The organism is Nocardia altamirensis NBRC 108246 (assembly GCF_001612685.1).
Lineage (GTDB): Bacteria > Actinomycetota > Actinomycetes > Mycobacteriales > Mycobacteriaceae > Nocardia > Nocardia altamirensis.
In genome coordinates, this window is record NZ_BDAY01000112.1 from 18,452 (window position 1) to 32,658 (window position 14,207).

Consider the following 14,207-nt stretch of genomic DNA (forward strand, 5'->3'; position numbering starts at 1 on the left):
GTCGAGCCGCCTGGCATGCCTTGGGGGTCACCATGCTCGTCTTGACACTTGTCCTTGCTGCCGTCGGATTCGCCCTCCTGGTCGCCGCATTGACCACCGGGTCGGTGATCTGGGCGTGGGGCTGCATCCTGGTATGTGTGCTCGGCGCGGTCCTGTTGCTGGTGAGTGCCCTGTCTATGCGTCGGCCGGATAGTGAGTCGCCGCCACCACCTGGGCGTCATGCCAAGCGCTAGGCGGGCCGTAAACAGGTTTGACCGCACTGGCTAGAATCAAACATGAACACTGGTGTTGATCCGGCTATCACCGGGGAGCCTTCGGAAGAACAGCACGTGCTGCCGGGCGGCGGCCGTGCCCAGTAGAACCGAACGGGTGAGCCCGTCACAGCTCGCAACGAGAGGTTCGGCTGTTCAGGCCGGACAAGCGGGGTGGTACCGCGGTAGCGACGCACCGGCGTCGGCATCGTCCCCGTGCCAACGGACACGGCACGAGGAGACGCATCCGCGATGGCGGACCAAACTTCCAGCAACAGCGTCTACCCGCGCGTCGACCTCGGGGTCGGCAGTGCAGCGGGGTTCCCTGAGATGGAGCGGCGCGTGCTCGACGCATGGGCGGCCGCCGACACCTTCCGCGCGAGCATTGAAAACCGTTCCGGCGCAGCAGAATTCGTCTTCTACGACGGACCGCCCTTTGCCAATGGACTGCCGCATTACGGACATTTGCTGACCGGATATGTCAAGGATCTGGTCCCGCGTTTTCAGACGATGCGCGGTAAGCGTGTCGACCGGCGTTTCGGCTGGGACTGTCATGGATTGCCCGCGGAAATCGAAGCGGAAAAGCAGCTCGGTATCACGGACAAATCACAGATCGACGAGATGGGCCTCGCCGAATTCAACGCGGCGTGTAAATCTTCCGTCCTCCGATACACCGGGGAATGGCGCGACTACGTGACGCGTCAGGCGCGCTGGGTCGACTTCGACAACGACTACAAGACGCTCGATCTCGACTTCATGGAGTCGGTGATGTGGGCGTTCAAGTCGCTGCACGAGAAAGGGTTGATCTACCAAGGCTTCCGGGTGCTGCCCTACAGCTGGTACGAGCAGACCCCGCTGTCGAACCAGGAGACCCGCCTCGACGACGCGTACAAGATGCGCCAGGATCCGGCGGTCACCGTCGACATGGTGCTGCGCGTGCCCGCTGAGCATCCGCTGCATGCGCTCGACGGCGCCAACGCGCTGATCTGGACCACCACACCGTGGACGCTGCCGTCGAACCTCGCGATCGCGGTGCACCCCGATGTCCGGTACGTCCACCTCCGCGCCGCGGACGGCAAGCAGTATCTGCTGGCCGCCGAGCGCGTGTCGCACTACACCCGCGAGTTCGGTGACGAGCCGGAGGTGCTGGCCGAGTACGACGGCGCCGCGCTGGTCGGGCTGTCCTACGCGCCGCCGTTCGACTTCTTCCTCGGTCACCCCAACGCGCACCGGGTCCTGGCCGCCGACTACGTCACCACCGACTCCGGCACCGGGATCGTGCACCTCGCACCGGCGTTCGGTGAGGAGGACATGGATGTCGCCACTGCGAACGACATCGAGATCGTGCAGCCGCTGGACCCGGGCGGCAAGTTCACCTCGATGGTGCCGCCGTACGAGGGCCTGATGGTCTTCGACGCCAACCCGGTGATCATCAAGGACCTCAAGGCCGCAGGAAAGCTGTTGCGGCACGAGACGATCGAACACTCCTACCCGCACAGCTGGCGCTCGGGCCAGCCGCTGATCTACATGGCGGTGCCGTCCTGGTTCGTCGCGGTGACCAAGTTCCGCGACCGGATGGTCGAGCTGAACAAGCAGATCTCCTGGGTGCCAGAGCACATCAGGGACGGCCAGTTCGGCAAGTGGCTCGAGGGTGCGCGCGACTGGAACATCAGCCGCAACCGTTACTGGGGCAGCCCGATCCCGGTGTGGATGTCCGACGACCCCGAGTACCCGCGGATGGACGTGTACGGCTCGCTCGACGAGCTGGCGCGTGATTTCGGCGTGCGCCCGGACGACCTGCATCGGCCGATGATCGACGACCTCACCCGGCCGAATCCGGATGACCCGACCGGCAAGTCGACCATGCGCCGGGTGCCCGAGGTGCTCGACTGCTGGTTCGAGTCGGGCTCGATGCCGTTCGCCCAGGTGCACTACCCGTTCGAGAACAAGGAGTGGTTCGACAACCACTTCCCCGGCGATTTCATCGTCGAGTACAACGGGCAGACCAGGGGCTGGTTCTACACCCTGCACGTGCTCTCGACCGCGCTCTTCGACAGCCCCGCCTTCAAAACCGTTGCGGCGCACGGCATCGTGCTCGGCGACGACGGGCTGAAGATGAGCAAGTCCAAGGGCAACTACCCGAACGTGAACGAGGTGTTCGATCGGGACGGTTCCGACGCGATGCGCTGGTTCCTGATGAGCTCGCCGATCCTGCGCGGCGGCAACCTCATCGTCACCGAGCGCGGCATCCGCGAAGGCGTCAGCCACGCGCTGCGTCCGCTGTGGAACGCGTGGACCTTCTTGCAGCTCTACGCCTCGAAGTCCGGTGTGTGGCGTACGGATTCGACCAACGTGCTCGACCGTTACATCCTGGCCAAGCTCGCCGTGACCAGGGACGTGATGACCGAGGCGCTGGAGACCTACGACATCGCCGGCGCCTGCGACGAGCTGCGCTCGTTCGCCGACGCGCTGACCAATTGGTATGTGCGCCGGTCGCGTTCGCGGTTCTGGGAAGAGGATCGCGACGCGGTCGACACGCTGCACACGGTGCTCGAGGTGGTCACCAGGCTCGCGGCGCCGCTGCTGCCGCTGATCAGCGAGGTGATCTGGCGCGGGCTCACCGGCGGGGACTCGGTGCACCTCGCCGACTGGCCGAAAGAAGGGGAGCTGCCGCATGATTCGGAGCTCGTCGCGGCCATGGACGAGGTCAGGGTGGTCTGCTCGACGGTGCTGAGCCTGCGCAAGGCGCAGAACCTGCGGGTGCGCCTGCCACTGGCCGAGGTGACCATCGCGGCGGGCGACGCCGATCGGATGGCGCCCTACGCCGACATCATCGCCGACGAGGTGAACGTCAAGAAGGTCGACCTGACCACCGATGTCGCCGTGCACGGCCGGTTCGAACTGGTCGTCAACGCCCGTGCCGCGGGTCCGCGCCTCGGCAAGGACGTGCAGACGGTGATCAAGGCGGTCAAGGCGGGGGAGTGGTCCGAGGATGCCGACGGTGTGGTCACCGCCGCCGGAATCACCTTGCTCCCTGAGGAATACACGCAGCGCCTGGTCGCCGCCGAGCCCGAGTCCACCGCTGCCCTGCCGGGCAACGCGGGGCTGGTGGTGCTGAACTCGGTGGTCACCGAGGAACTGGAGGCCGAGGGCTGGGCCCGCGACCTCATCCGTGATCTCCAGGAGACCAGGAAGTCCCTGGGGCTGGACGTGTCCGACCGGATCACGGTGGTGCTGGAGGTGCCCGCCGACCGCACCGCGTGGGCCGAGACGCACCGTGCGCTGATCGCCGGCGAGATCCTGGCGACCACCCTCACCCTCGGTGCCGCGGGCGCCGAGGCGGCCGACCTCGTCGGTGGCGTGCGGGCGCAGGTCACCAAGGCCTGATTCGAACAGTCGGGGCGGGACCTGGAAGGGTTCCGCCCCTGCTGTTTTCGGACCGTCGGCCGGGGCTGTCGGCTGCCGGTGCTACCGGCTCGCGTGGTCCTGTCCGGACGGGGTCGGTCCACCGCGTGCTGCCGGTGTGCCTGCCCCGACCAGCGGCGACACTTGCTGCGTCGCTGCGCTGGTCCGCTCATCGCGCCGTTCGTGGCGGTGCGCGGCGACCGTCCACTTGGCCGACTTGTAGGCGCCCATCAGGCCGGCGCCATCAGTTGTTGCATGATCGCGGCGGTGTCCAGCCAGACGTTCTCGCGGCTGATCTTGTTGTCGCGGATCTCGCAGACGTGCAGTATCCGGAAGTTCAGCGGCCGGTTGTTGCCGGGGATGCCCATGATCATGCCGGTTGCCGTTCCGTACCAATGGGATTCGTCGACGAAGAAGTCTTCGCCGTAGTACCGGTGCACGCTCTCCATCTTGTCCTCGCGGATGCCTGCGAACAGTTCCCGGTAGCGCTGGGCGATGGCGGCGTGGTCGTACAGGACGCCCTGTGGATCGCCGACGGCATCGTGCTCGATGTCCGCGGCGAGGGTGTCCATGATCGCGTCGACGTCGTTGGCGGCCTCCGCCGCGCAGTGCCGTGCGAACAGCTCATCCATTTCTTCGTGTGTCATCGCCACGCCCTCCTCGGTGGTGAGAATCTGCTATCTTGGTGAGATGACTTTCTCACGGCGAGATGAGATTCTCAATAGCGGCCGAGCCAAGAATCAGAAGATGCGCACGAGGGAAGCGCTCATCACGGCCGCGCTCGAACTCGCTCGCAACGGTCAGTCACCGTCGATCGCCGAGGTTGCGGAGGCCGCGAAGGTCTCGACCGCCACCGCGTATCGGTACTTTCCGAATCCGCAATCGCTGTGGGCGGACATGGCGACCCGTCAGGCCGGATTCGTCGGCGGCTACCCGGACTTCCTCGACCGGTTGTCCGGCGATGTCGAGGAGCGCATCGTTCAGGTGGTGCGGGAGGTGTGCGCGTTCCAGTTCGCCGATGAGGTGGTGTGGCGCGGGGTGCTCAGAGCCACCCTTGATCGCTGGTTCAATCAGGTGGATGTCGTTGAGGCGGAAAAGGTTCCGGTACGCGGGGTGACCCGGCTCGAGATGGCGAGGCACGCCTTGGCGCCGCTGCGCGACACTCTCTCGGACGAGCGGTGGGAACAGTTGGTGCATGCGGTGACCATGGTGTTCGGCGTCGAGGCCATCGTCTCCATGCGCGATACCTGCGGCCTCGACCCCGAGGCGGCCACCGAGACGATGTGCTGGGCGGCCCGAGCTCTCGTTCGGGCCGCCGTAGCCGAGGCGGGCTGACCTCGGGCGCTGCCGTCAGGCGGGCGCCATCAGCTGCTGCATGATCGCGGCGGTGTCCAGCCAGACGTTCTCCCGGCTGATCTTGTTGTCGCGGATCTCGCAGACGTGCAGTATCCGGAAGTTCAGTGGCCGGTTGTTGCCGGGAATGCCGAGCAGCATGCCGGTTGCCCTTCCGTACCAATGGGATTCGTCGACGAAGAAGTCCGCGCCGTAGTATCGGTGCACACTCTCCATCTTGTCCTCGTCGAGACCGGCGAACAGTTCCCGGTAGCGCTGGGCGATGGCGGCGTGGTCGTACAGGACGCCCTGCGGATCGCCGACAGCGTCATGCTCTACCTCGTCGGCGAGGGTGTCCATGATCGCGTCGACGTCGTTGGCGGCCTCCGCCGCACAGTGCCTCGCGAACAGCTCGTCCATTTCCGCAGGTGTCATCGATGCCTCTTCCTGATAATGAGAATCTGATCTCGTGATGAGGGGACTGTCCTACGACGAGCCAAGATTCTCAATACTTCGGTCCGCTCACTTGAACGCGTTCTCCCTGAGCTGGATCAAATAGGCGCGGCGCTCGGCGATCAGGCCGTCGCGCAGCACGAAGACCTCGCCCGCCACCATGCGGACCGGTTCGCCGTCGGCTCGCGTCGCCTCGATGGCCAGCTCGGCCATGACGACGTCATCCTCCTCGACCATGCGCTGGATGGTGATCCGCGGGCTTCCGGCGAAGCCCTCGTTCTCGATCTCCTTGTCGTAGGCGTCTTTTCCGGTCAGCTGGAACCAGCCGAAGACGGTCCATTCGATGTCGTCGGTCAGACAGGACAGAATCTGGTCGTGGTCGGTCTTGTTGAAGCCATCGATGTAGCGCTGGACGGTGCGCTTGTTCGCCGAAGTCACGGTTCTCCCCGGGTGCTGGTGGTGGGCTGGCTCTTGGACCGTAGCGGGATCCGATTGCATAACGCAATCACTTGGGTGTAATTCGCAGCGTCAAACGAGTGTGATGCAGATCACATATTCTTGATTTGCTGAAGTGTCGCCGCTGGTCGGAGCGGCGCGGCAGAATCGGCACTGGTGCTGTTGTTGCGGAGATCGACTCCTGTGGCAGCAGTGAGTTCGTGAGTTGTCCTAACTGCGTTGAGCTGCGCGAGACGTGCCTACGCCGGGCGCAGCGACTGCGGTTCCTGCTGGACGACGGTGCGCTAGCCGGGCGTCGGCCGGGGCCGCCGGATGGTTGCCCGGTGGCCGGGTGACCGGAAGGGACGAGCACGTGAACAGGAAACCATTGCGCCGTATCGCCCTCGGACTACTGATTTCGACGGCGGCCACGCTGATCATGGCGGGCCCGGGGTGGTCGGACACCGGCATCGGCAGCATCGACAGCCTCTCCGCGTCCGGCTCCGCCGCGATTCCGCTGCCGAGCTCGCATGGCGTCGGCGCCCTCGCCGCTGCCGTCACGCAGACCGGAAAGCCGTACCAGTGGGGCGGAACCGGCCCTATTGCCTGGGACTGCTCGGGTCTCGTGCAGTGGGCGTTCCGGCAGGTCGGCGTCCGCATTCCGCGCACGACCTGGGAGCAGGCCAGGGCAGGCGCGCCCGTCCCGTTCTTCGCCTTGTCGCCCGGCGACGTGGTGGTGCTGAACCGCGACGGCTCCCATGTCGGCATCTACGCGGGGCTCGGCCAGATCTTCAACGCCTACGACTGGGGCGTCCCGGTCGGACTGAGCCCGCTGCGCCAGTTCGATATCTACGCCATCCGGCGGTTCTGACGGCCGAGCCGCACACCGGCGATCAGCGGTGTGCGGCTCGCGCAGTTCAGTGGCCGGTGTCCTCGGCGAGGGTGCGCAGCAGCGGACCGTACTGCGGGTTCGCCAGCGCCGAGGCGAACTGGGCGACCAGATAGTCGGCCGGGTTGCCGGTGTCGTACCAGCGGCCCTGGATCACCTGGCCGAACACCGGGTTGTTCGCCGCGTGCACGTTGATCGCGTCGGTCAGGTAGACCTCGCCGGAGCGGTGCTCGTACCAGGCATTGGTCTGCCTGCGCAGTTCCTCGATGATGCCGGGGGTGACCACGTAACCGCCGATCGCGGCGAAATCGGAAGGGGCGTCCTCGGGCTTGGGCTTCTCGCGCAGGCCGGTGATCCGCAGCAGGCCGTTGCCCTGGTCGTCGGCGACGACCGGCACGCCGTACCGCTGCGACTCGGACGGGTCCATCGGCATCAGCGCGAGCACAGGGGCGCCGGTGGCCTCGTAGGCGTCGATCAGCTGCTGGGCGCGCGGCACCTCGGCGACGAACACGTCGTCGGGCCACAGCACCAGCATCGACTCGTCGCCCAGGTTGCGGGCCGCGTTCAGCACCGGCGTGCCGTTGCCGTAGGGGCCGTGCTGATCCAGGTAGGTGATGTGACCGAGCCTGGACAACTCGCCGACCTCTTCGACCGCGTCGGCGTATGCGGTTTTTCCGTCCGCGCGTAGCTGCGCCACCAGGGCCGGATTCGGCCGAAAGTGGTCCTGGATCAACGACTTTCCGCCGCTGACCACGATGGTGATGTCGGTGATGCCCGACGCGACCAGCTCGCGGACCGTATGTTCGATCACCGGCTTGTCGCCGACCGGCAGCATCTCCTTCGGGATGGCCTTGGTCAGCGGCAGGAGTCGGGAACCGATACCGGCGGCCGGGATAACGGCCTTGCGGATCTTCATAGGTCCGATCATCACATACGCCGCCGCACGGCAAGGGCGCTCCCCGTGCTTCGCCGACTGTTCACCGAAGCCGTGTATTGCGCAGACTTCTGTGATATCAGCCCAGGTCAAGGGTGGTTGCATGGTGTGAGGACGTGTTGAGGGGACGCGGCAGCGCGGGCGTGTCTCGCACAGGCAACTCGCAGTTAGCGCGGAGCCATCGCCGAGCTTCGCTGCCTGCCAGGATCTGTCGGTGGGCGGGCGTAGATTTCCGGTTGTGAGCGAGCGAACCGTTACCGGCGTGCGTGCGCGGGCCGCGGCGGCGTGCGCGCACCACAGAGCCTGCGCCATGGGGCATGGCGGAGCCGAGCGTCGGGGAGGACGTAGCTGTGAGTACTGACAAGGCGACCGTGGCGGAGTTCCTGGAACAGCTGGAGCCGCTGGATGTCCGGGCCAGGGCCATGTTCGGCGAATACGGCCTGTACTGCGACGACAAGCTGGTCGCGTTGATCGCCGACGATCAGTTGCTCGTCAAACCCAGCGCGGCCGCCGCGGATTATGCCGAGGAATCCTGGCTGGTCCCGCCGTATCCCGGTGCCAAGCCGTACTTCCGGATCCCGGAGTCGAAGCTCGCCGAGTCGGCCTGGTTGCGTGAGTTCGTGCAGCGCACCGCCGACGTGCTGCCCGCGCGCGTGCCCAAGCCCAGGAAATCCTCGGCGAAACCGCAGTGAGCGCGCAGCAGCGAGCGAAGCGACAACTTTCGCGCACGACGGAGCGGAGCGTCCGCGAGGCGAAGCCGTGAGTGGTCGGCATCCTTTCGACCGTGCCGATGCACTCGACGCCGGGCCGCCGGCGGGGCGGGTGGATACGGCGCGCAGGTGGGTGCTGCACATCGATATGGATGCCTTCTTCGCTTCCGTCGAACAGCTGACCCGACCAACGTTGCGCGGGCGGCCGGTGCTGGTCGGTGGAACCGGCGGGCGCGGTGTCGTCGCAGGCGCGAGTTATGAAGCCAGGGTGTACGGCGCGCGGTCGGCGATGCCGATGCATCAGGCGCGCAGGCTGGTCGGGGTCACTGCGGTGGTGGTGCCGCCGCGCGGCGCCGTGTACGGCGTGCTGAGCGGGCAGGTGTTCGAGGTGCTGCGCAGCCGGATCCCGGTGCTGGAAACGCTGTCGTTCGACGAGGCGTTCGGTGAGCCCACCGAACTCGTCGGCGCGACCGTGGCGCAGGTGCACGAGTTCTGCGAGGAACTGCGCACCGCGGTGCGCGAACGCACCGGGCTCACCGCCTCGGTCGGCGCAGGCACCGGCAAGCAACTCGCCAAGATCGCCTCCGGTCTCGCCAAACCCGATGGGATACGGGTGGTTTCGCCCGCCGAGCAGCAGCGGATGCTTGCGGCGCTTCCGGTGCGCAAGCTGTGGGGGATCGGCCCGGTGGCCGAGCACAAGCTGCGCTCGCTCGGCATCGAGACCGTCGGCGCCTTCGCCGATCTGCCGGAATCCGAGGCGGTTTCGATCCTTGGCGGCAGCGTCGGCGCCGCACTGCATCGGCTGGCGCGCGGCATCGATGATCGCCCGGTCGCCGAACGGGCCGAGGCCAAACAGATCAGCGCCGAAACTACCTACGAGACCGACATTGTCACGCTCGCGCAGCTGCGGCCCGCCATCGAGGCGATGGCCGCGGCCGCGCATCGCCGCCTCACCAACGACGGGCGCGCCGCCCGCACCGTGGTGCTCAAGTTGAAGAAGTCCGATATGAGCATCGTGACCCGCTCGTTCACTCTGCCCTACGCGACCGAGGACCTCACCACGTTGGCCACCGCCGCGCAGCGCTCCGCGATCGACCCGGCCGAGCTCGGCCCGATCCGGCTGGTCGGCGTCGGCTACGGCGGGCTGTCCACGGTCCGGCAGGAGTCGCTGTTTCCCGAGCTCGATCAGGCGCCCGTCCTCGAGGACACCGGCTGGGAGCAGACGGCCGAGCCGCCGGAAACGGTGGTGCCCGCGCAGCCGGTCGCCGAGGCGTCGGTTCCGCTCTGGCGTTCCGGCATGGATGTCGAACATCCGGAGTACGGCCACGGCTGGGTGCAGGGCGGCGGATACGGCGTCGTGACGGTGCGTTTCGAGACCCGCTCGACCGGTCCAGGGCCTGCCCATACCTTCGCGGCCGACGATCCGGCGCTGACCAGAGCCGATCCGATGCACAGTCTGCGGTGATCTGACTCGCCGTACACCTCGACATCGCCGGGCGTGGCGCGTACGTTCGCTGCCGACGACATCAGTCAGTCCCGTGCGGTCCACGTGGTGGTCATGCGTGCCGGTAGCCTGGGTGCTCGTGCAGCGCTGCCGGTCGGGTTGCGGCTGCCGTGGTGGACATGACATGGACCTACTCGAACGCAAAGGACGAGCAGTTGAAGCTTCGTAAGACTGGACGCATCGCGATCGCCGGCCTGGCCATCGTTGCCGCACTGGGCATGACCGCGTGCAGCGACGACAAGGACAGCAAGCCCGCCGCCAAGACGTCGACCAGCGCCAAGGCGTCGGCGACCAACAACGCGAACCTGCCGCCGGTCCCGACGGTGGCGCAGCTGAACGAGGCGCTGACCAAGGCGCTCGACCCGTCGATTCCCGCCGCCGAGAAGCTCGACAACGTCCAAGGCGCCGAGGCCGACCCCACGCTGCCTTCCCGCCTGGCCGACGCCGCCAAGGGCGCCGACGTCAAGATCACCGTCACCGACGTGACCCAGTTCGGTGACAGCGTCAACGCCAAGGCCAAGTTCACCGTCAACGGCCAGGAGAACCCGGTCGACGTGCCGTTCGTCGTGGACAACGGCAAGTGGAAGATTCAGAAGTCCTGGGCCTGCGCGATGCTGACCAACCTCGGCCAGCAGTCGACCGCCTGCAGCTGATCCACCCCGAACGGCCCGGCCCGCGGTGACTGCCGCAGGCCGGGCCGTTCGACGTTTCCGCGTGTCCGAAAAGCGGTACCGTGCCGGAAATAGGAAGTTACCAACGACTTCCGCGCCAGTGACGTTGCCCACCCTCGGTACGCTCGCCGAGGTCGACCGCGCGGTGGCGGTAGCTGCGACACTGGGTCGTCCGACCATTTCGCGCTAGCATCCACCGTCGTGACTCTGAGTGACGCTGTGCGCGAATCCGCCCAACCGTCGGCACAGCGGGGGAATCTGCCGGAGCGCCTGCCCGGAGCCGCCGCTCCTCGACTCAAGGCGCTGGCCATCGTCAGCGGCCTGATCGCCGTCATTGCGGCGATCTCGATTCCCTTCCTTCCGGTCCGGCAGGACCAGTCCAGCGTGGCGTGGCCGCAGACGGCTGCGGTGACCTCGGTGACCTCGCCGCTGATCACCTACGCCCCGATGAACCTTTCCGCGCAGATCCCCTGCGCCGCCTTCACCGCGCTCGCGGATTCGGGTGGCGTTGTGGTGTCGACGATTCCGCGTCAGTCACCGGATCTGGAGCACTACGGGTTCGTCGCCAAGGTGGTCGCCGACACGGCGGAGCGGCCGGGCCGGGTGGACGTGGTGTCGCGCAACACGCTGCTGTGGTCGTCGCCGCTGAGCGCGTTGCGCAATCAGTCCTGTTCGGTGGACATCGAGATGGCCACGCAGCGCAGCACGGTGTCGGCCTCCGGCCTCGCTGACTCGGGCAAGACGTTCACGACCGACATCCGCCCGCAGGTGGTCGGTGTCTTCAGCGAGCTATCCGGTGCAGCACCGTCCGGGTTGCACGTGAATATTGCTGTCGACTCCCGGTTTTCGTCGTCGCCGACGCCGTTGAAGCTCATCGTGATCGTGCTGGCCGCGTTGGCCACGCTTGTCGCGTTGGTTGCGCTGTACCGGTTGGACAGCCTCGACGGCCGGAAGTCGAGACGGTTCCTGCCCACCCGATGGTGGCGATTGCAGCCTGCGGACTATCTGGTGTTCGCCACACTGCTGGTGTGGCATTTCATCGGCGCCAACACCTCCGATGACGGCTACATCCTCGGGATGGCGCGCGCCGCGCGCAGTTCGGGCTTCATGTCGAACTACTACCGCTGGTTCAGCGTCGACGAAGGCCCGTTCTACACGCCGTACACCGACATGATCGGGTTGCTGACCCACGTGTCGTCGGTGAGTCCCTGGGTTCGGTTGCCCACCTTGCTCGTCAGCGTCATCGCCTGGTGGGCGATCAGCCGGGAGCTGCTGCCTCGGCTCGGTGTCGCCTTGCGGCGCAATGCGGTGGTCGGGTGGACCAGTGCGCTGATGTTCCTCGCGTTCTGGCTGCCCTACAACAACGGTCTGCGCGCGGAACCCTTTGTGGCGGTTGGCGTGATCCTCACCTGGGCGTCGGTCGAACGGGCCATCGCGACCCGGCGGGCGCTGCCCTACGCACTGGCGATCGTCATCGCGGCGTTCACCTTGACCGCGGCACCGTCCGGCCTGATCTGTCTCGGCGCGTTGGCGGCCGGGGCACGCACCATGATCTCGGTGCTCGTGCAGCGCGCCAAGAACTCCGGCTACCTGACGCTGCTGCTGCCAGTGCTCGCGTCCGGGCTGGTGGTGCTGACCGTGGTCTTCGCGGATCGGACCTTTGCCGGAGTGCGCGAGATGTTCTTCGTGCACGACAAGATCGGACCCGGCGACGGCGCCGCATGGTTCCTGGAGTTCCTGCGCTATCAGTATCTGCTGCAGCCGAGCGGTGACGGCTGGCTGACTCGGCGGTTCGGCATGTTCATGATGCTGCTCGGCCTCGTGGTCTGCGCGGTGACCATGCTGCGCCGCGGTGGCCACATTCCGGGGACCGCTGTCGGGCCGTCGCGGCGGCTCATCGGGATCACCGTCACCGCGATGGTGGTGATGATGTTCTCGCCGACGAAGTGGATTCATCAGTTCGGCGTCTTCGCCGGCTTGGCCGCGTGCATTGCAGCGCTCACCGCCGTCGCGGTCGGCTCGCGCGTCACGCGGCCGGTGCGCAACCGGGCACTGTTCGCCGCGGCCGTATTCTTCGGACTGGCACTGACTTTCGTCGGCGCCAACGGTTACTGGTGGGTGTCGGCCTGGCACGTCCCCTGGTGGGACAAGGCGCCGACGGTGGCCGGTTTCGGCCTGTCGACCTTCGCGGCGGGACTCTCGGTGCTCGCGCTGGTCGTTGCGGCATGGTTCCACGTTCTCCCACAGACCCAGCCGCGTCCCGACTCGGTACCGGGGCGGGTTGCGCGGGTCCCTGTCCTCGCGGTGGTCGCCGCCGTCATGGTGTTGTTCGAGGTGCTGTCGATGGCGAAAGCCGCAGTGGCACAGTATCCGGCGTATTCGAATGCCCAATCAAACCTGGCTGCAACGGTTTCCGGTGGTTGCGGGCTCGCGGACGAGGTGCTGGTCGAGACCGATCCCAATGCCGCCGTGCTGCGCCCGCTGACCGGCGATGCCGCCACGGCGCTGGCCGGGAGCGATTCGACCGGGTTCACCCCGAACGGAGTGGCGACCGACCTCACCTCCGACGAGATCGAGTCCACAACGGGTAAGGCGAATTCCGTCACCAGCGCCGACTCCGGTGAGGTCACCGACCCGAAGGCGGGCTCGAAGTCGCCGGGCTCGGAGACCGGCACGTCGACGGGCGCCGGGATCAACGGCAGCAGCGTTCCGCTGCCCTTCGGTTTGGATCCGGCGACCGTCCCGGTGCTCGGTAGCTATCGGGAAGGCACCCAACAGCCAGCTGAGCTCACCACCGGGTGGTATCTACTTCCCAAGGACGACAAGGGAAGCCGGGGCCCGATCATCTCGATCGCGGCCGCCGGGCGGATCCGGCATGTCGACAGCGACGGCATCGTGCACCCCGGTCAAGAGCTGCGCGTCGAGTACGGCCGCGCGGGAGCTGACGGCACGGCCGTCGCACTCGGCCAGGTGGACCCGATCGACATCGGGCCGTCGCCGACGTGGCGCAACATGCGGGTGCCGCTCGACTGGCTGCCCGGTGACGCGAACGTCGTGCGAATCGTCGCCAGCGACAAGGATCTCGGCAAGGATCAGTGGCTCGCGGTGACCCCGCCGCGGGTGCCGCAGCTGAAAACCCTGACCGCCGTTGTCGGTTCGAAGACGCCGGTCCTGCTCGACTGGGAGGTCGCCATGACCTACCCATGCCAGAACCTGGTGCCGACCTACGCGGGCGTCAGCGACCTGCCCGGCTACCGGATCCTGCCGGATCGCAACGGCGCGACCATCACCAACCTCTGGCAGGCCCACGACGGCGGCGGCCCCCTCGGCTGGACCCAGCTCTTGTTCACCGCCAGGGCCCTACCCGCCTACCTGAACAACGACTGGTCCCGAGACTGGGGCTCGATCGAGCAGTACCTCCCCCTCGACCCCAACGCCCAACCCGCCAAGGTCTCCATCGCCGAAACCCAACGCTGGGGCACCTGGACCCCCGGCCACATCAACACCACCTGGTGACCTAGCCGACCCCGAATCGCACCGTTTCTGTAGATCCACAAAGGCTCCATACGGTTCACAGAGCCCAGAGCCTTTGTGAGCCCAGAGCCTTTGTGAACCGCATGAAG

Annotated in this window: 13 protein-coding genes; 8 read left to right on the forward strand and 5 right to left on the reverse strand. The window is 66.8% G+C overall.

Going from position 1 to position 14,207, the window contains the following annotated elements; all coding sequences use genetic code 11:
• Window positions 1-32 precede the first annotated feature (32 nt).
• Window positions 33-233, forward strand: a complete 201-nt coding sequence (locus NA11_RS44450; protein WP_084655507.1) for a hypothetical protein — start codon at window positions 33-35, stop codon at window positions 231-233.
• Window positions 234-503: 270 nt separating this feature from the next.
• Window positions 504-3,638, forward strand: coding sequence for an isoleucine--tRNA ligase (gene ileS / locus NA11_RS40320; RefSeq protein ID WP_069167378.1), 3,135 nt, complete (start codon window positions 504-506; stop codon window positions 3,636-3,638).
• Window positions 3,639-3,719: 81 nt separating this feature from the next.
• Here the strand turns inward: ileS and NA11_RS46085 are convergent, their stop codons facing one another.
• The gene (locus NA11_RS46085) at window positions 3,720-3,887 is read right to left on the reverse strand and encodes a hypothetical protein (RefSeq protein ID WP_167837846.1); all 168 of its coding nucleotides are present in this window, start codon (window positions 3,885-3,887) and stop codon (window positions 3,720-3,722) included.
• The gene (locus NA11_RS40325) at window positions 3,887-4,303 is read right to left on the reverse strand and encodes an ester cyclase (RefSeq protein WP_069167379.1); all 417 of its coding nucleotides are present in this window, start codon (window positions 4,301-4,303) and stop codon (window positions 3,887-3,889) included. Before NA11_RS40325 ends, NA11_RS46085 begins: the two co-directional genes overlap by 1 nt.
• 100 nt (window positions 4,304-4,403) lie before the next feature.
• Here NA11_RS40325 and NA11_RS40330 point away from each other — a divergent pair, with 100 nt between their 5' ends.
• Complete coding sequence (locus tag NA11_RS40330; protein WP_218023476.1) at window positions 4,404-4,991, forward strand: TetR/AcrR family transcriptional regulator; 588 nt, start codon at window positions 4,404-4,406, stop codon at window positions 4,989-4,991.
• A gap of 15 nt (window positions 4,992-5,006) precedes the next feature.
• Here NA11_RS40330 and NA11_RS40335 read toward each other — a convergent pair whose 3' ends face one another.
• Window positions 5,007-5,423: an ester cyclase gene (locus tag NA11_RS40335; RefSeq protein ID WP_069167381.1), complete on the reverse strand. Its 417-nt coding sequence runs from the start codon at window positions 5,421-5,423 to the stop codon at window positions 5,007-5,009.
• A gap of 87 nt (window positions 5,424-5,510) precedes the next feature.
• Window positions 5,511-5,879: a nuclear transport factor 2 family protein gene (locus NA11_RS40340; protein WP_069167382.1), complete on the reverse strand. Its 369-nt coding sequence runs from the start codon at window positions 5,877-5,879 to the stop codon at window positions 5,511-5,513.
• A 436-nt stretch (window positions 5,880-6,315) separates the two neighbouring features.
• Here NA11_RS40340 and NA11_RS40345 point away from each other — a divergent pair, with 436 nt between their 5' ends.
• Entirely contained in the window at window positions 6,316-6,747 is a 432-nt protein-coding gene (locus NA11_RS40345) for an NlpC/P60 family protein (RefSeq protein ID WP_245746540.1), read from the forward strand.
• A gap of 46 nt (window positions 6,748-6,793) precedes the next feature.
• Here the strand turns inward: NA11_RS40345 and NA11_RS40350 are convergent, their stop codons facing one another.
• Window positions 6,794-7,681: a UTP--glucose-1-phosphate uridylyltransferase gene (locus NA11_RS40350; RefSeq protein ID WP_141718131.1), complete on the reverse strand. Its 888-nt coding sequence runs from the start codon at window positions 7,679-7,681 to the stop codon at window positions 6,794-6,796.
• A 368-nt stretch (window positions 7,682-8,049) separates the two neighbouring features.
• Here NA11_RS40350 and NA11_RS40355 point away from each other — a divergent pair, with 368 nt between their 5' ends.
• The 4 genes from NA11_RS40355 to NA11_RS40370 all read left to right on the forward strand — a co-directional run bounded on the left by NA11_RS40355 (window position 8,050) and on the right by NA11_RS40370 (window position 14,100).
• Window positions 8,050-8,391 carry a TfoX/Sxy family protein gene (locus tag NA11_RS40355; protein ID WP_069167383.1) on the forward strand — a complete coding sequence of 114 codons (342 nt, stop codon included), beginning with the start codon at window positions 8,050-8,052 and terminating at the stop codon, window positions 8,389-8,391.
• A gap of 67 nt (window positions 8,392-8,458) precedes the next feature.
• The gene (locus NA11_RS40360; protein WP_084655505.1) at window positions 8,459-9,874 is read left to right on the forward strand and encodes a DNA polymerase IV; all 1,416 of its coding nucleotides are present in this window, start codon (window positions 8,459-8,461) and stop codon (window positions 9,872-9,874) included.
• Between the two features lie 158 nt (window positions 9,875-10,032).
• A complete protein-coding gene (locus NA11_RS40365; RefSeq protein ID WP_069167384.1) occupies window positions 10,033-10,566 on the forward strand; it encodes a WKL family lipoprotein in 534 nt (177 codons plus the stop codon).
• A gap of 225 nt (window positions 10,567-10,791) precedes the next feature.
• Window positions 10,792-14,100, forward strand: coding sequence for an arabinosyltransferase domain-containing protein (locus NA11_RS40370; protein WP_439957144.1), 3,309 nt, complete (start codon window positions 10,792-10,794; stop codon window positions 14,098-14,100).
• The last annotated feature ends 107 nt before the right edge of the window (window positions 14,101-14,207 follow it).